The sequence below is a fragment of the Marvinbryantia sp. genome, assembly GCF_047017445.1.
In the GTDB taxonomy this organism is placed as follows: domain Bacteria; phylum Bacillota; class Clostridia; order Lachnospirales; family Lachnospiraceae; genus Marvinbryantia.
The window spans coordinates 16174-32310 of the sequence record NZ_JBKXTT010000016.1 but is presented as its reverse complement, the minus strand read 5'-3'; the positions used below and the strand labels follow the sequence as shown (position 1 = coordinate 32310).

Below are 16137 nucleotides of genomic sequence, written 5' to 3'. Positions count from 1 at the left end.
CGACGGGGAGAGAGTATGGGAACGATCAGACTGGATAAGCTGCTTGCGGCGAGCGGCGCGGGCACGCGCAGCGAAGTGAAGAATTTTATCCGGAAGGGCAGAGTGACGGTGAACGGCACGGTCTGTAAAAACGCGGACAGCAAGGCAGACGCCGAAAGCGATGTGATCTGTCTGGATGGGCAGCCGGTTTTTTATTCGGAATTTGAATACCACATGCTTTATAAGCCTGCAGGCTGTGTGACGGCGGCCCGGGATGCGCGCTACGAAACGGTGATGGATTATATCACGTCTGCGCGCAAAAAGGATCTGTTTCCGGTTGGAAGGCTCGACCTTGACACGGAGGGACTTCTTCTTATCACAAACGACGGCGATCTGGCGCACCGGCTGCTGGCGCCGGGAAAGCATGTGGATAAGACCTACTTTGCGCGCGTACAGGGCGAGGTGACGCCGGAGGACATTGCCCGTTTTCAGGACGGGCTTGATATAGGGGAGGATCGCCCGACGATGCCGGCGGTTCTGGAAATTCTCTCCGTCGGGGAGATCTCGGAAGTGTATGTGACTATCCAGGAGGGAAAATTCCACCAGATCAAGCGGATGTTTGCGGCAGTCGGAAAGACAGTGCTATATCTGAAGCGTCTGCGCATGGGCAGCCTGGTGCTGGATCCGGCTTTGCAGGCGGGGGAGAGCAGACTTCTCTCGCAGAAGGAAATAGATGATTTACGGAAAGGGGCAGCGCATGAGTGACGGATTTTTGCCGGTCTCCAGAGCAGATATGGAGACGGCAGGGATAGAACAGCTTGATTTTGTGCTTGTAACCGGGGATGCCTATGTGGATCATCCCTCTTTTGCACATGCGATCATCAGCAGGGTGCTGGAGGCGAACGGCTATCGGGTCGGGATTATCGCGCAGCCGGATTGGAAGGACGATAAAAGTATCGCCGTCCTCGGAGAGCCGCGGCTTGGCTTTCTGGTGTCCTCCGGAAATATGGATTCCATGGTGAATCATTACAGCGTGTCGAAAAAGCGCAGAAAAACGGACGCTTTCACGCCGGGCGGCGTAATGGGAAAGCGCCCGGATCATGCGACGGTCGTCTACAGCAATCTGATCCGCCGTACCTTCCGGCAAAAGCCGATCATTATCGGCGGTATCGAGGCAAGCCTGCGCAGACTTGCACACTATGATTACTGGTCGGATTCCCTCAAGCGCTCAATTCTGCTTGACTCCGGGGCGGATCTTCTGTCCTATGGAATGGGAGAGCGCTGTATCGTGGAGATCGCCGACGCGCTTGCAGCCGGGATCGCGGTGCGTGATATCACCTTTATTGACGGAACGGTTTATAAGACAAAAGACCTCTCCGGCGTGTACGATGCCACTCTGCTGTGCTCCTTTGATGCTTTAAAGGCAGACCGCATCAATTACGCGAAGAGCTTTTACACGCAGTACTGCAACACCGATCCGTTTTCCGGAAAGCGTCTCATCGAGCCGTATCCGAACGGTGTCTATGTGGTGCAGAACCCGCCGCAGAAGCCGCTCTCGCAGGCGGAGATGGACCGGGTGTACGCGCTGCCGTATCAGCGGACGTATCATCCGTCCTATGAAAAAGACGGCGGAGTACCTGCAATCGAGGAGGTAAAGTATTCTCTGATCAGCAACCGCGGCTGCTTCGGCGGCTGCAGCTTTTGCGCGCTGACCTTTCACCAGGGGCGGATCATCCAGACGCGCAGCCATGAATCGCTGCTCGCGGAAGCGGAGAAGTTTATCCAGGATAAGGATTTTAAGGGCTATATCCACGATGTGGGCGGACCGACCGCCAATTTCCGGCATCCGGCATGTGAAAAGCAGCTCACGAAGGGCGTATGTCCGAAAAAGCAGTGTCTGTTTCCGCAGCCCTGCAAAAATCTGATCGCCGATCACAGCGATTATCTTGCGCTTCTTCGCAAGCTGCGGGCGCTGCCGAAGGTGAAAAAGGTGTTTATCCGATCCGGCATCCGCTTTGATTATCTGCTGGCGGATAAGGACGACACCTTTTTTAAAGAGCTTGTGGAGCATCATGTGAGCGGACAGCTAAAGGTCGCTCCGGAGCATGTATCAGACGCAGTGCTTGAAAAGATGGGTAAGCCGAAAAACGATGTCTATCAGCGGTTTGTGCAGAAATATAAGCGGTTAAATGAAAAATGCGGCAAAAATCAGTTTCTGGTGCCGTACCTGATGTCGTCGCATCCGGGTTCGACCATGAAGGAGGCGGTGGAGCTTGCCGAGTATCTGCGGGATCTCGGCTACATGCCGGAGCAGGTGCAGGACTTCTATCCGACGCCCTCCACGATCTCCACCTGCATGTACTACACCGGCGTCGATCCGCGCACGATGGAGAAGGTCTATGTGCCGGTAAATCCGCACGAAAAGGCGATGCAGCGCGCACTGATCCAATACCGCAACCCGAAAAATTACGAGCTTGTAAAAGAAGCGCTCATCCGCGCGGGCAGGACCGATCTGATCGGTTATGACAAAAAATGTCTGATCCGCCCGCGTCCGGGAAAGAATGCGGCGGAAGCCGGGCGGGGAAAATCCGGTGAAAAAAAGTCGCCGGGCGGACAGCGGATGAACGGCGCGAAGAAAAAAACGATTCGAAATGTGCATAAGAAGGCGAAATAATGAAGAAAAAACCAAAGGGAACCTACGGGTATATTAACTACGAAAAGAAGAAACGGATCCTGCTCACGATTGTTTTGTTTGCAATCCCGATCCTGATCTATGTCACCGGGTATCTGCAGACGGGTACACGAAAAAATCTGTTTACGTTTGTGGCGATCATGGGCTGCCTTCCGGCGAGCAAGTGTGCGGTCGGCATGATCATGATCTGTATGCAGAAGCCGATGAAAGCAGAGCTTTACGAGCTGTTTAGCAGGCATGTAAGGGATCTGACGGCGGTCTATGAGACGACTGTCAGTTCGGAAAAGAAAAATTATCCGCTGCCGTGTATTGTGATCTGCGGACAGAATGTGGTATGCTACAGCGAGGATGCGAAGGTGGATAAGGAGTACTTGCAGCAGCATATCAAAAAGATCCTGCAGGGAAACGGCTATCGCTCCAACGTGAAGATTTTTACGGAGCAGAAAGCATTTCTGCGCCGCGTGGATGAGCTTTATGCAAACCGCGATGAGATTGAGGCGGCAGCGACCTTCAAGCCGGATGAACGGTATCCGGACGCAACCAGGGACGAGCTGGTGAAGAGCGTGCTTTTGTGCATTTGTCTGTAATGGAGGAATTATGAAGGAAATCATCGTGCGGGAAAATGAGGCGGGGCAGCGTCTGGATAAGCTGCTCGCGCGCTACTTAAATCAGGCGTCGAAGAGCTTTTTTTATAAGATGATGCGCAAGAAGAATATCACGCTGAACGGGAAAAAGGCTTCCGGGAATGAGATTACGGCGAAGGGCGACTGCATCCGCATTTTTGTATCGGACGAGACATATGAAAAATTTTCCGTAAAGGAGCGCGCGCAGACCACAGCCCTGCGAAAGGCAGAGGCGCTTTCGCCAGAGCAGATCATCTACGAGGACAGCGATATCCTGATTTTTAATAAACCGGCGGGGCTGCTCTCGCAGAAGAGCCGCCCGGAGGATGTGTCGGCAAATGAGCGGTTTCTCGCCTATCTCCTGCAGAAGGGAGAGCTTACGGAAACGGAAATGCAGACCTTCCGTCCCTCTGTCTGCAATCGTCTGGACCGCAATACAAGCGGTCTTTTGCTTGCCGGAAAAAGCCTGGCGGGGCTGCAGGCAATGTCGGAGGCACTGCGGAGCCGCAGCCTGCACAAGTATTATCTCTGCCTTGTCACGGGCGCACTCAGAAAAGGGCAGCGTCTGGAGGGTTTTCTTGTGAAGGATGCGCAGACAAATAAAGTGACGGTTTCTGCGACAGATCCGGGCGATAAGGACGCAAAGCCGATTGCAACGCAGTACATGCCGCTCTGGACGGATGAAAAGGTAACGCTTCTGAAAATCTGGCTGATTACCGGGCGGACGCATCAGATCCGCGCGCATCTTGCCAGTATCGGGCATCCGATCATCGGGGATGAAAAATACGGCGATAACCGTAAGAACACCTGGTATCAGAAGAAATATCACCTGCACCGGCAGCTCCTTCATGCCTATCAGATGAAATTCCCGGAACTGACGGGGACGCTTTCGCACCTCTCCGGGCAGGAATTTACCGCACCGCTGCCAGAGGATTTTCAGAGGATCCTGACGGATGCGGGCTGCGATATGAACGATATGGAGGAAGAAAATGGCAACCTGGAATTCGCGGGGACTGCGCGGTTCTCTTCTGGAGGATCTGATCAACCGGTCAAACGAGGCTTATCTGGAAAAAGGGCTTGCGCTGATCCAGAAGATACCGACGCCGATCACCCCCATCAAAATTGATAAGGAAAACCGCCACATCACGCTGGCGTATTTTGACCAGAAAAGCACGGTGGACTATATCGGCTGCGTGCAGGGCGTTCCCGTCTGCTTTGACGCCAAGGAGTGTACGACAGACACGTTTGCTCTCCAGAATATCCATCCGCATCAGATGCGCTTTATGGAAAATTTCGAGAAGCAGGGCGGCGTCTCCTTCTTAATTATTTATTATACCGGGCGGGATGAGATCTTTTATCTGCCCTTTACGGATGTCAAAAAATTCTGGGACCGCAGAGAGGCGGGCGGGCGCAAGAGCTTCCGCTACGAGGAGCTTGACCGGGAGTACCTGCTGCACCGCGGTCACGGTGTGCTTGTTCCCTATCTGGAGGGGCTGCAGAAGGATTTACTGAAAAGGGATTGACAATCTGCCTTTCTGTAGTATAATAAACAGGTGATTTCACGAATTAGCACTGCACCATGGTAAAGCGAAACAGACAGCAGTGCGCAATGATGCAGCAAACTTCTGCTGCAAATGGAACGATATGGAGAGACCTATGAACCAGAGATTATTACATACGCCGGAGGGAGTCCGCGATATCTATAACGGGGAATGCGAGCGCAAGCTGCGCCTGCAAAAAGACCTGCACGATGTGCTGAAGTCCTACGGCTGCCAGGATATCGAGACGCCGACCTTTGAGTTTTTCGATGTGTTCGGGAGCGACGTTGGTACGATTCCCTCGCGCGAGCTGTACAAATTTTTTGACCGGGAGGGCAACACGCTGGTGCTGCGCCCGGATATCACGCCGTCCATTGCGCGGGCGGTATCCAAATATTTTGACGGAAAAGAGGACGTGCTGCGCCTCTGCTACGAGGGAAAAACCTTCATAAACCATTCCAGCTACCAGGGGCGCTTAAAGGAGAACACGCACATCGGCGCGGAAATGATCGGCGCGGATAACGCGCAGGCGGACGCAGAGATCATTGCAATGGTGGTGGACTGTCTGAAAAAAGCCGGTCTGGAGGAGTTTCAGATCAGCATCGGACAGGTAGAATACTTTAAGAGCATTATAAAGGACATGGATATTCCGGAGGAGACGGAGGGCGAGCTGAAGGATTTCATCTCAAACCGCAATCTGTTCGGGGTGGAGAGCCTGTTGTCCGGCATGGAGATAGAAGAGCGGCAGAAGAAAGCGCTGCTTTCGCTCCCGTCGCTGTACGGTTCTGTGGAAATTCTTGACCGGGCACATGCGCTTGCCTGCAATGAAGGGGCGGATCGCGCGGTCGTGCGTCTGAAGGAGATCCATCGGATCCTGGAATACTACGGCGTGACGCGGTATGTCAGCTTTGATTTCAGTATGCTGAGCCGCTATAATTATTATACCGGCATTTTCTTCCGCGGTTATACCTTCGGGACAGGAGACGCGGTGGTGAAAGGCGGACGCTACGACAATCTGCTCGCACATTTTGGAAAAGATGCGCCGTCCATCGGATTTGTGGTGGTGGCGGATGAGCTGCTTGCGGCACTGAGCCGTCAGAATATCATGCAGGAGCCTGGGGAGCCGCCGGTGGAAATCCGCTATACGCCCTCAGAGCAGGAGGCAGCGATCAAACAGGCACAGGCGCTCCGCGCAGAAGGGAAGGCTGCTGTGCTGAAGCTGGAGGAACGCGTATGAGATATCTTACATTTGCCCTCACCAAGGGACGGCTTGCCAGACAGACGCTGGCGCTTCTGGAGAAATGCGGGATCACCTGCGAGGAGATGAAGGATCCCGACACCAGAAAGCTGATTTTCACGAACGAAGAATATAAACTGAAATTTTTCCTGGCAAAGGGACCGGATGTGCCGACTTATGTAGAATACGGAGCCGCTGATATCGGGGTGGTCGGAAAGGATACCATCGACGAGGAGGGGCGCAAGCTTTACGAGGTGCTGGATCTCGGCTTTGGAAAATGCCGGATGTGTGTGTGCGGACCGGCGCGGGCGAAGGAGCTTCTGCAGCACCAGGAGCAGATCCGGGTGGCGACGAAATATCCGCATATTGCAAAAGAGTATTTTTACAATAAGAAACATCAGACCGTTGAGATCATCAAGCTGAACGGCTCTATCGAGCTGGCGCCGCTTGTCGGACTTTCCGAGGTGATCGTCGATATCGTGGAGACCGGCTCCACGCTTCGGGAAAACGGTCTGGAGGTTCTGGAGGAGGTATGCCCGCTCTCCGCGCGCGTGGTCGTGAACCGCGTCAGTATGCAGATGGAGAGCGCACGCATCACGAAAATATTGAACGCGCTGAAGGAAGCATTGTAGAAGAGGTGGCAGGATGAAAATCGTTACATTGACAGAGGAGAGCAAGCAGAATCTTCTGGAGAATCTGTTAAAGCGCAGCCCGCAGAATTACGGGGAATATGAGGGGCGCGTGGCGGAAATCGTGGAGAATGTCCGCGCGCGCGGAGATGAGGCGGTGTTTGCTTACACTAAGCAGTTTGACCGCGCCGATATCACTGCGGAAAATATCCGCGTGACAAAGGAGGAAGTCGCTCAGGCGTATCGCGAGGTGGATGAGCAGCTTCTTTCCGTCATTCGAAAGGCACTGGTGAATATCCGCGCTTATCATGAAAAGCAGAAGCGTTATAGCTGGTTTGACAGCAAGCCGGACGGAACGCTGCTCGGACAGAAGATAACAGCGCTGGCGCGCGTGGGCGTTTATGTGCCGGGCGGGAAAGCGGTCTATCCGTCCTCCGTGCTGATGAATATTGTTCCGGCAAAGGTGGCCGGCGTAGAAAAAATTATCATGACAACGCCCTGCAATGCAGAAGGGAAGGTCAATCCGACAACGCTGGTTGCCGCAAAGGAAGCCGGAGCGGATGAGGTCTATAAAGTGGGCGGCGCCCAGGCAATCGCGGCGCTTGCTTTCGGAACAGCGTCTATTCCAAAGGTCGACAAGATCGTGGGACCGGGCAATATCTATGTGGCGCTCGCAAAAAAGGCCGTTTACGGCTTTGTAAATATTGATTCTATCGCGGGACCGAGCGAAATCCTTGTACTTGCCGATGAGAACGCCGATCCGCGCTATGTGGCAGCGGATCTGCTCTCGCAGGCGGAGCATGACGAGATGGCGTCCGCGATCCTGATCACGACAAGCCGGCAGCTTGCCGAAAAGGTGTCCGCGCAGGTGGAGCAGTTTGTCTCCGTTCTTTCCCGAAAGGAAATCATTCAGAAATCGCTTGATAACTTTGGCTATATTCTGGTGGCGGACAGTCTGGAGACGGCGATTGAGGCGGCCAACGATATCGCCTCGGAGCATCTGGAGATCATGACGGAGAATCCCTTTGAGGTGATGACAAAAATCCGCAACGCCGGGGCGATCTTTATCGGACCGTACAGCAGCGAGCCGCTTGGCGATTACTTTGCCGGTCCGAACCATGTGCTGCCGACAAACGGAACGGCAAGATTTTTCTCGCCGCTGAACGTCGATGATTTTGTAAAAAAATCCAGTATTGTGTATTACTCACGGGAGGCGCTGGAGGCGGTTCACGAGGATATTGAAACCTTCGCGAAGGCGGAGCAGCTCACGGCTCATGCAAATTCCATCCATGTGAGGTTTGAAAAATAGCAGAATGAGAGCAGAAAAAGGGCTGCCGCATTTACGCGGCAGCCTTCAAAATTCAGCAGAAATGTTATTTTATTGTTGTTTTATGATTCTGATTCTGCCTCGGATGCAGCTTCCAGCGCTTCATCCAGCACACCCTGCAGCTCCTCGGTCGGATCGACAGCTTCCGTTGCGAGCGCATCTGCCGGAACGGTGATCTCAGTCACGTCATCGTAGGTATAGCCTGCATCAACAGACAGATCGTTCAGGATCAGCCTGCACTGCATGTCGGAGGAATCAACGCCCTCTTCTGTGGACATGGACTCAGCCATCATAGCAGTAACCAGCGAGTCGAATACAGACAGGTCGGAGTTATTGAAGTCCATGTGCATGGAAAGCGGCAGACTGGATTCCTTGTCGATCGTGTAGGAGAGGTTCATTCCCAAGCTGTCCATAAGCGCTTCCACTATGCTTAAGCTTTCCTCATCCAGGGTTTCACCGGCAGCTTCAAGCGATGATTCGATCAACGGCATAAACTGGCTGAACATCAGAGCTGTGGACAGTGTGTAGCTGCTGTCATTCTCTGTCATATCCCAGTTGATCTCCACGTCGTCCGGAAGAATGTCCTGCAGATCCATGCTCTGCAGATCATCCATGCTGCTTACGCCGAACATATCCAGAAGCTCTGACATATCGGTGCGCTGATGCTCCCAGCCGGAATCCTCACCGCCCGTGATTACCTTTGCGTAAGTATCAACGGTATTTCCATCTTCAGAAACGATCATGTACATATCCATGTCCATCGTGATCGCCTGTCCAAGAACGGAGACGTCGTAGGTGCCGGTCATTTCCATCTGCATCGGGTCGACGATGGTCTTTACATCAAAATCGCCGGTCATCGCAATGCCAAAGGAGGATGCAGCGGCGCCGTCGGTGGAGATCTCCAGCCCGGCGTCCATGTTGAGTCCCATAGTAAGTGACATGGAGGATACGTTTTTGCCAGCCTCCTGCGATGCCTCCAGCAGAGAGTCTGCGGTGACATCCTCTGCATATGCAACAAACGGAACGCTGCATACGCTAAATGCTAATACTGTTGCAAGAAATTTTTTGCTCATAATATTCTCCTTTCGAATATGTTCTCTTTCTTTTGCAGTATAGCACAGAGCAAAAAAGTTGTATAGATTATTTTGAAAAATTAAGGGATTTTTAAATAATTGGGGTAACTACTCCAATGGAATTTTGGAGGATCATTGAAGCGCCGATTGCGTTTGACAAGGGGTGCGTTTGTGATTATAATGTCCCTATAGAAATGGAATATGAAAATTCCAGGAAGAACTGGAGGAAGAGCCTATGCCGGACAGAATAGCGGTAGTGCAGAGAGAGACAAAGGAGACAAGTATCAGACTGACCTTAAACATTGATGGGAGCGGAGCGTGCAGCGTGGATTCCGGGATTCCTTTCCTGGATCATATGCTGAACGGATTTGCCAGACATGGTTTATTCGACCTGAATGCAAAGATTCGCGGGGATGTGGAGGTGGATTCCCACCACACCATCGAGGACACCGGGATCGTGCTCGGCGAGGCAATCAAAAAGGCGGTCGGCGACAAGGAGGGGATTCGCAGATTTGGTCACGTGATCCTTCCGATGGACGACGCGCTTGTGCTCTGCGCGGTGGATCTGTCGGGCAGACCGTATCTGGAATCGGACCTTACTTTTACCGTGGAAAAAATAGGCGACATGGACACGGAGATGGTGCGGGAATTTTTTTATGCGGTTTCCTATTCCGCCGGGATGAATCTGCACTTTAAGCAGCTTTCCGGGGTGAACAATCACCACATCGCGGAGTGCGCGTTTAAGGCGTTTGCGAAAGCGCTCGACATGGCGACCATGACGGACGACCGTATCGCCGGGGTATTGTCGACCAAAGGTACTTTATAGAAAGCATACGAGGAAATGGATATGAAGAATAAGAAATTATTTACCCATATTTTTCTGAAAAACGAAAAAGCAGTCATAAGTCTGAAAAACAGCCGGCTGTATGACGACGGGGACGCTGTGCAGATCGCGCGTCTTTACGAAAAAAACGGAGCGGACGGACTGATTATCTTTGACCTTTCGGACAGCGATGCGGAGCATGAGGCAAACCTGGACGTTATCCGTAAAATCAGCCGGGCGGTGGATATTCCGCTGATCGGCGGCGGTCATATGAACCGCGTGGAGGATATTAAAAAGATGCTGTATGCCGGATGCGGCTGTGCGTTTTTGAATATGTCGAAGCAGAGCAACGCTGATATGCTTGAGGAGGTCTCCAGGCGCTTTGGAAAAGAAAAAATCGGCATTTGTATTGATGATTTTGCTGCAATCACGAGAAGCAGCGAGCATTTAAAGGAATTTGCGTCGGTGGCGCTGCTGTTCGGCGATAACCGTCATATTTATGAGGCGGTAAAGAGTATGCCTCTGGCGACGATACCGGTATTTTCTGATATGCAGCCGGAGCGTATCGGCGCACTTTTAAAGCTTGACAAAGTGGCGGGCATTTCTACGTGCGCTGCGTCTGAGCTGGATTTTGTGAGTCTGCGCAGAAGCCTTACGGAGCTTGGCATCTGTGTGCAGTCTCTGGAAAGCGCGTTTTCCTGGAGCGACCTGAAGACAAATGCGGACGGGCTGGTTCCGGTGATCGTGCAGGACTACCGGACAAAGCAGGTGCTGATGCTTGCCTATATGAACGAGGAGGCGTTTCAGCAGACGCTGATCACAGGACGGATGACGTATTTCAGCAGAAGCCGCCAAGAGCTGTGGCTGAAGGGGGAGACGTCCGGGCATTATCAGTTTGTAAAGCAGATTTCCCTGGACTGTGACAACGACACGCTGCTCGCAAGGGTTCTGCAGGTGGGAGCTGCCTGCCACACCGGCAACACGAGCTGTTTTTACCGCGACGTGGTGCCGCCGCAGTCGGCGTACCGCAGCACAGAGACAGTGCTTGAGGATGTCATGGGCGTGATCCAGGATCGCAAGAAAAATCCGAAGGAGGGCTCCTACACCAATTACCTCTTTGACAAGGGGATTGACAAGATCCTCAAAAAGCTGGGCGAAGAGGCGACGGAGATTGTCATCGCTGCCAAAAATCCGAACCCGGAGGAAATCAAGTACGAGATCAGCGATTTCCTTTATCATATGATGGTGCTGATGGCGGAGCGCGGCGTGAGCTGGGAGGATATCGCCGAGGAGCTGTCGCACAGGTAGATTTTTTAAAAAATCCATTTGACAAGTCTGGCAAAAATCAGTAAAATAACAGTAACGAGTGGCGTAACTGCGTAAATCCAGTTTATACCGCTCGTTATTTTTGTAATAACCATTTTAAAAGCAGTGTGTGGCCTGAGCAGGGCGTAAATCCAGCTCAAATGTGCCGCACACTTTTTTTGTAAGGAGGAGAACATTATGGAACAAAAATCAAACGCTTTTCTGGAAACAGAAAAAATCGGGACGCTGATGCGGAAATACGCGATTCCCTGCATTATTTCCCTGCTGGTGGCAGCTCTGTATAACATCGTGGACCAGATCTTTATCGCAAATGCCGATTATCTCGGCTCCTACGGAAACGCGGCGAACACCGTAGTATTCCCGCTGACAGTAGTGGCGCTTGCAATCGCGGTGATGATCGGCGACGGCTGCTGTGCTTTCGTCAGCATCAGTCTTGGTGCGAACCGCAGGAAGGACGCTCATCAAAGCATTGGAAATGCAATTATCCTTTGCGTCGGCGCCAGCATTATCCTGACGGCGGTCTATCTGATCGCGATGGAGCCGATCCTGACTTTTTTCGGCGGCAAGGTAAATGAGCAGACCTATGTGAACGCGAAGGAATATTTCTTCTGGATCGCGCTCGGTGTACCGTTTTATATGTTCGGGCAGGCGGCAAATCCAATCATCCGCTCTGACGGAAGCCCCAAATTTGCAATGATCGCCACTGTGTCCGGCGCGGTCGTCAACATTATCCTCGACCCGATTCTGATCTATCCGCTGCACATGGGCATGATGGGCGCGGCGGTCGCGACGGTTGCCGGCCAGATACTCACGGCGGGACTGTCCATCTGGTATCTGTGCCACATGAAGGCGGTGAAGCTGGAAAAGAGCAGTTTTTCACTGCAGGGCAGACTGATAAAGAAATTTCTTGTGCTTGGCATTACCAGCTTTCTTGCGCAGGCATCGCTGGTGGTGTCCATGGCGGCGGTGCAGAATATGTGTACAAAATACGGCGCGCTCGATCCGGTCTTTTCCCAGGCGGAGTACGCGCAGATTCCGCTGGCAGTGCTCGGCATTGTCATGAAATTTTTCCAGATTGCAATCTCCGTTGCGATCGGCATGGCGGCAGGATGTATCCCGGTGGTCGGCTATAATATCGGTGCAAAGAGAAAGGACCGCGCAAAGCAGCTCTTTACCTATCTGCTGACAGGTGAATTTGTGCTTGGATTGATCGCACTGCTGATCGTGGAGCTGTTCCCGAAGCAGCTCATCGGTATTTTCGGCGCGGCCAATGAAAGCGCTTACTATACAGAATTTGCCGTGAAGAGTTTCCGCATTTATCTGTGCATGATGCCGTTGGCGATGCTGAATAAAGGTACGTTTATCTACCTGCAGGCGCTTGGAAAAGCAGTGCAGTCCACTATTATTTCTCTGACGCGTGAGATTATTCTGGGCGTGGCGCTGCCGATTATTCTCCCGATCTTTTTCGGGCTGGACGGTCTGCTGTATTCCTTCCCGGCAGCGGATATTCTGACTTTTATTATTGCAGCAATCGTGATCCGGCGCACCTACCGGGAGCTTAATGAAGCACCTGAGCAGGCGCTCACTGCCGGCGAAGCGAACGGATGAGAAAAAATGCAAAAACAAAAAAGAGAAGGAGGAAAGGAGCTATGAGCAGTAAAATTATCACGATCAGCCGTGAATTTGGCAGCGGCGGACGAACCATTGGAAAAGAAACAGCGCAGAAGCTTGGAATTCCCTGCTACGATTACGAGATCATTGAAAAGATCGCGCGGGAGACAGGATTTGACGCGGAGTACATCAAAGAGCAGGGCGAGTACGCTTCGCACAGGAGCAGGTTTGTAAACGCTTTTGCCGCGCGCGACACAAAGGGCATGTCCATGCAGGATCATCTGTGGCAGAAACAGCAGCAGATTATTCTGGAGCTTGCCAGGAAGGAACCGTGCGTGATCGTCGGCAGGTGCGCCGACTACATCCTGAGGGATAAGGCGTGCGTGCTGCCGGTGTTTATCCACGCGGACATGGCATTCCGTGCAAAGCGCATCGTCGAGGTGTATGGCGAGCGCGAGGAAACGCCGGAAAAGCGTCTGAAGGATAAGGACGAGCGGAGAAGGGCATATTATCAGCACTACACCGATATGGAATGGGGAAATGCCGCCAATTATCATCTTGCCCTGGACAGCGGGGCGCTCGGGCTGGAGACATGCGTGAATATCATCACGGGCGTGTATAAGGAAGCATTCCGGGCGTAAAGGAATTTTTATATTAAGAAAAGCGAGAACTGCTGTGTAATGCGGCAGTTCTTTTTTGAATCATTTTGCATTCTCCTATTTGCCTTTGGGTAATATTTGTGATACAATTACTTCTGACCCACATTATTGAATACTAAAATTAAGAAAACGAAGATAGATTATTTTGGAGGTGCTATATGGCAAGAAAGAAAGCAACAGCATCGGCGGCCACACCGGAAACTCCGGTGGAAACTGCTGCAGTGGAAGCAAAAGAAGCAAAAGCTACTGCAAAGGACACCCCGGCAGCTGAGATGCCTGCAAAAGAGCCGAAGGCTGCAGAAGGAAAGACGGAAGAAACAAAGAAGGAAGAAGCAAAGACGGAACCTGTAAAGGAAGAAAAGCCGAAAGCGAAGAGAGCAACAAAGACTGCGAAAGCTGCAAAAGCAGCAGAGGAAGCGGAAGAGCCGAAGGAAAAGGCTGCGAAAACAACAGCTAAAGCGGAAGAACCGAAAGAGAAGGTTGTGAAAACAACAGCAAAAGCGGAAGAGCCGAAAGAGAAGGCTGTAAAAACAACAGCTAAAACGGAAGAGCCGAAGGAGAAGGCTGTGAAAACAACAGCTAAGGCGGAAGAACCGAAGGGAAAGGCTGTGAAAACAACCGCAAAAACGGAAGAACCGAAAGAGAAGGCTGTAAAAACAACAGCTAAAACGGAAGAGCCGAAGAAGAAAGCCGCAAAGACGACGAAGGCTGCCAAGGTGGAAGAACCGAAAGCAGAAGAAACGAAGGCAGAGGCGGTAAAGGCTGAGCCGGAAGTGAAGGCGGAAGAGCCGGCAAAGGAAGAAAAGCCGAAGGCAAAGAGAGCGGCGAAGACTGCGAAAGCAGCGGAGCCGAAGGAAAAGCCTGCAAAGACGACCAGAACAAGAAAGACCAAAGCTGCGGCTGCCGCAGAGGAAGTAAAGGCTGAGGAACCGAAAGCAGAGCCGGTTAAGGAAGTGAAAGCTGAGGAGCCGAAAGCAGAGCCGGTTGAGGAAGTGAAGGCTCAGGAGCCGAAAGCAGAACTGGTTGAGGAAGTGAAGGCTGAGGAGCCGAAAGCAGAACCGGTCGAGGAAGAAGCAAAAGCCGTGGAGGAGCCAACCTACGAGGTATACACCACACCGCGCAGAAGTATTGCGTTTATCGGCTCGGAGTGCTATCCGTTTGTAAAGACCGGCGGTCTTGGCGACGTTATGTATGCGCTTCCGAAGGCGCTTGTGAAACAGAACTGCGATGTGAAGGTAATCCTTCCGCGCTACAAATGTATTCCGTGGAAGTATCAGGAAAAGATGGTGTACCGCGGTTCCTTTGAGATGGATCTCTGCGCGGACGGCAGATCGTTCTATGTGGGAATCATGGAATATGTATGGGACGGCGTGGTATATGACTTCATCGACAATGAGGAATTTTTCAGCAGCGGAAATCCGTACACGAACCTGGTTGACGATATTCCGAAATACTGCTTCTTTGCAAAAGCGGCGCTGGCAGCGCTTAACTACATGGACTGGACGCCGAACATCATTCACTGCCACGACTGGCAGGCAGCTCTGGTACCGGTATATTTAAGAACACTGTTTGAGACCTCGAAGCTGGCTTCCGCAAAGACCATCCTCACCATTCACAATCTGCGCTTCCAGGGCGTTTACAACATCCCGACGATCCGCTACTGGTCCGGTCTGCCGGATTATGTGTTCAATAAGGATGCGCTCAAGGAGGGCTACCAGGATGCAAACATGATGAAAGGCGGTCTGACCTACTCCAACATCATCACGACCGTAAGCAATACCTATGCGTGGGAGATCCAAACGCCGTACTACGGAGAAAATCTGGATGCTCATTTAAGATATCATTCAGGAAAGCTGAGAGGCATTGTCAACGGTATTGACTACGATATCTGGAACACGGCGACTGATGAGAGATTGTATGTAAATTATGATATCACAAACGTGCTGGAGAAGAAAAAAGAGAACAAGCGCAGACTGCAGGAGGAGCTTGGACTTGAGCAGGATGACCATAAATTCGTGATCGGTCTGATCTCCCGCCTGACAAACCAGAAGGGGCTCGACCTGATCAATGCGATCATCCCGCAGATCATGGATGAGCACACGCAGATCGTTGTTCTCGGAACCGGCGACGCGATGTACGAGGATTCCTTCCGCTACTATGAAAATGCGTATAAGGGAAATGTCTGCTCGAATATCATGTACGATGAGACGAGAGCGCACAGGATTTATGCGGGTGCGGATGCTTTCCTGGTACCGTCACAGTTTGAGCCGTGCGGTCTGACGCAGCTCATTGCAATGCATTACGGCACTGTGCCGATCGTGCGCGAGACGGGCGGACTGAAGGATACGGTAGAGCCGTACAATATGTTTACAAATACAGGAAACGGCTTCACCTTCGACAACTACGACGCCGGTCTGCTGCTGGATGCAATTAACCGCGCAAAGACACTGTACTTCACAAACCGCTGGTGCTGGGATGAGATGGTTCAGAGAGATATGGACAAAAACTTCTCCTGGGATAATTCCGCGAAGCAGTACAAGGATCTGTATCTGGAATTAACTTGGTAGAACAAAGGAGCGCAGGCTTCTCCTGAAACGGAGAAACGCCGGACTTTGTCAGA

General features: G+C 52.1%; 14 protein-coding genes. 13 read left to right on the top strand and 1 reads right to left on the bottom strand.

Annotation, left to right across the window (positions count from 1 at the left end):
- Positions 1–15: 15 nt before the first annotated feature.
- The 8 genes from ACLU9Q_RS16055 (at position 16) to hisD (ending at position 8007) form a co-directional block, all read left to right on the top strand.
- Entirely contained in the window at positions 16–744 is a 729-nt protein-coding gene (locus tag ACLU9Q_RS16055; RefSeq protein ID WP_296908382.1) for a pseudouridine synthase, read from the top strand.
- Positions 737–2653 carry a YgiQ family radical SAM protein gene (locus ACLU9Q_RS16050; protein ID WP_412625650.1) on the top strand — a complete coding sequence of 639 codons (1917 nt, stop codon included), beginning with the start codon at positions 737–739 and terminating at the stop codon, positions 2651–2653. The genes ACLU9Q_RS16055 and ACLU9Q_RS16050 overlap by 8 nt, the downstream gene beginning before the upstream one ends.
- Positions 2653–3258, top strand: a complete 606-nt coding sequence (locus tag ACLU9Q_RS16045; RefSeq protein ID WP_412625625.1) for a hypothetical protein — start codon at positions 2653–2655, stop codon at positions 3256–3258. The genes ACLU9Q_RS16050 and ACLU9Q_RS16045 overlap by 1 nt, the downstream gene beginning before the upstream one ends.
- Before the next feature lie 10 nt (positions 3259–3268).
- Positions 3269–4420: an RluA family pseudouridine synthase gene (locus tag ACLU9Q_RS16040; RefSeq protein WP_412625624.1), complete on the top strand. Its 1152-nt coding sequence runs from the start codon at positions 3269–3271 to the stop codon at positions 4418–4420.
- A complete protein-coding gene (locus ACLU9Q_RS16035; protein WP_296836575.1) occupies positions 4308–4817 on the top strand; it encodes a Holliday junction resolvase RecU in 510 nt (169 codons plus the stop codon). Before ACLU9Q_RS16040 ends, ACLU9Q_RS16035 begins: the two co-directional genes overlap by 113 nt.
- A gap of 133 nt (positions 4818–4950) precedes the next feature.
- Complete coding sequence (gene hisZ, locus ACLU9Q_RS16030; RefSeq protein WP_412625623.1) at positions 4951–6069, top strand: ATP phosphoribosyltransferase regulatory subunit; 1119 nt, start codon at positions 4951–4953, stop codon at positions 6067–6069.
- Positions 6066–6701 carry an ATP phosphoribosyltransferase gene (gene hisG, locus ACLU9Q_RS16025; RefSeq protein ID WP_296836526.1) on the top strand — a complete coding sequence of 212 codons (636 nt, stop codon included), beginning with the start codon at positions 6066–6068 and terminating at the stop codon, positions 6699–6701. The genes hisZ and hisG overlap by 4 nt, the downstream gene beginning before the upstream one ends.
- Positions 6702–6714: 13 nt before the next feature.
- Positions 6715–8007, top strand: coding sequence for a histidinol dehydrogenase (gene hisD / locus ACLU9Q_RS16020; RefSeq protein WP_412625622.1), 1293 nt, complete (start codon positions 6715–6717; stop codon positions 8005–8007).
- Between the two features lie 80 nt (positions 8008–8087).
- Here the strand turns inward: hisD and ACLU9Q_RS16015 are convergent, their stop codons facing one another.
- Positions 8088–9098, bottom strand: coding sequence for a DUF6612 family protein (locus ACLU9Q_RS16015; RefSeq protein ID WP_412625621.1), 1011 nt, complete (start codon positions 9096–9098; stop codon positions 8088–8090).
- A 235-nt stretch (positions 9099–9333) separates the two neighbouring features.
- Here ACLU9Q_RS16015 and hisB point away from each other — a divergent pair, with 235 nt between their 5' ends.
- From hisB to ACLU9Q_RS15990, 5 genes are all read left to right on the top strand, one after another.
- Complete coding sequence (gene hisB, locus ACLU9Q_RS16010; RefSeq protein ID WP_296836517.1) at positions 9334–9924, top strand: imidazoleglycerol-phosphate dehydratase HisB; 591 nt, start codon at positions 9334–9336, stop codon at positions 9922–9924.
- Between the two features lie 21 nt (positions 9925–9945).
- Positions 9946–11229 carry a bifunctional phosphoribosyl-AMP cyclohydrolase/phosphoribosyl-ATP diphosphatase HisIE gene (hisIE, locus tag ACLU9Q_RS16005; protein WP_412625620.1) on the top strand — a complete coding sequence of 428 codons (1284 nt, stop codon included), beginning with the start codon at positions 9946–9948 and terminating at the stop codon, positions 11227–11229.
- A 195-nt stretch (positions 11230–11424) separates the two neighbouring features.
- Positions 11425–12855 carry an MATE family efflux transporter gene (locus tag ACLU9Q_RS16000; protein WP_412625618.1) on the top strand — a complete coding sequence of 477 codons (1431 nt, stop codon included), beginning with the start codon at positions 11425–11427 and terminating at the stop codon, positions 12853–12855.
- Between the two features lie 41 nt (positions 12856–12896).
- The gene (locus ACLU9Q_RS15995) at positions 12897–13499 is read left to right on the top strand and encodes an AAA family ATPase (RefSeq protein ID WP_296836461.1); all 603 of its coding nucleotides are present in this window, start codon (positions 12897–12899) and stop codon (positions 13497–13499) included.
- Between the two features lie 176 nt (positions 13500–13675).
- A complete protein-coding gene (locus ACLU9Q_RS15990; protein ID WP_412625617.1) occupies positions 13676–16084 on the top strand; it encodes a glycogen/starch synthase in 2409 nt (802 codons plus the stop codon).
- Positions 16085–16137 lie beyond the last annotated feature (53 nt).

Bases quoted from the DNA above. Each gene is read 5' to 3' on its own strand.
- ACLU9Q_RS16055 (WP_296908382.1), top strand. From the start codon at position 16: ATGGGAACGATCAGACTGGATAAGCTGCTTGCGGCGAGCGGCGCGGGC.
- ACLU9Q_RS16050 (WP_412625650.1), top strand. From the start codon at position 737: ATGAGTGACGGATTTTTGCCGGTCTCCAGAGCAGATATGGAGACGGCA.
- ACLU9Q_RS16045 (WP_412625625.1), top strand. From the start codon at position 2,653: ATGAAGAAAAAACCAAAGGGAACCTACGGGTATATTAACTACGAAAAG.
- ACLU9Q_RS16040 (WP_412625624.1), top strand. From the start codon at position 3,269: ATGAAGGAAATCATCGTGCGGGAAAATGAGGCGGGGCAGCGTCTGGAT.
- hisZ (WP_412625623.1), top strand. From the start codon at position 4,951: ATGAACCAGAGATTATTACATACGCCGGAGGGAGTCCGCGATATCTAT.
- hisG (WP_296836526.1), top strand. From the start codon at position 6,066: ATGAGATATCTTACATTTGCCCTCACCAAGGGACGGCTTGCCAGACAG.
- hisD (WP_412625622.1), top strand. From the start codon at position 6,715: ATGAAAATCGTTACATTGACAGAGGAGAGCAAGCAGAATCTTCTGGAG.
- ACLU9Q_RS16015 (WP_412625621.1), bottom strand. From the start codon at position 9,098: ATGAGCAAAAAATTTCTTGCAACAGTATTAGCATTTAGCGTATGCAGC.
- hisB (WP_296836517.1), top strand. From the start codon at position 9,334: ATGCCGGACAGAATAGCGGTAGTGCAGAGAGAGACAAAGGAGACAAGT.
- hisIE (WP_412625620.1), top strand. From the start codon at position 9,946: ATGAAGAATAAGAAATTATTTACCCATATTTTTCTGAAAAACGAAAAA.
- ACLU9Q_RS16000 (WP_412625618.1), top strand. From the start codon at position 11,425: ATGGAACAAAAATCAAACGCTTTTCTGGAAACAGAAAAAATCGGGACG.
- ACLU9Q_RS15995 (WP_296836461.1), top strand. From the start codon at position 12,897: ATGAGCAGTAAAATTATCACGATCAGCCGTGAATTTGGCAGCGGCGGA.
- ACLU9Q_RS15990 (WP_412625617.1), top strand. From the start codon at position 13,676: ATGGCAAGAAAGAAAGCAACAGCATCGGCGGCCACACCGGAAACTCCG.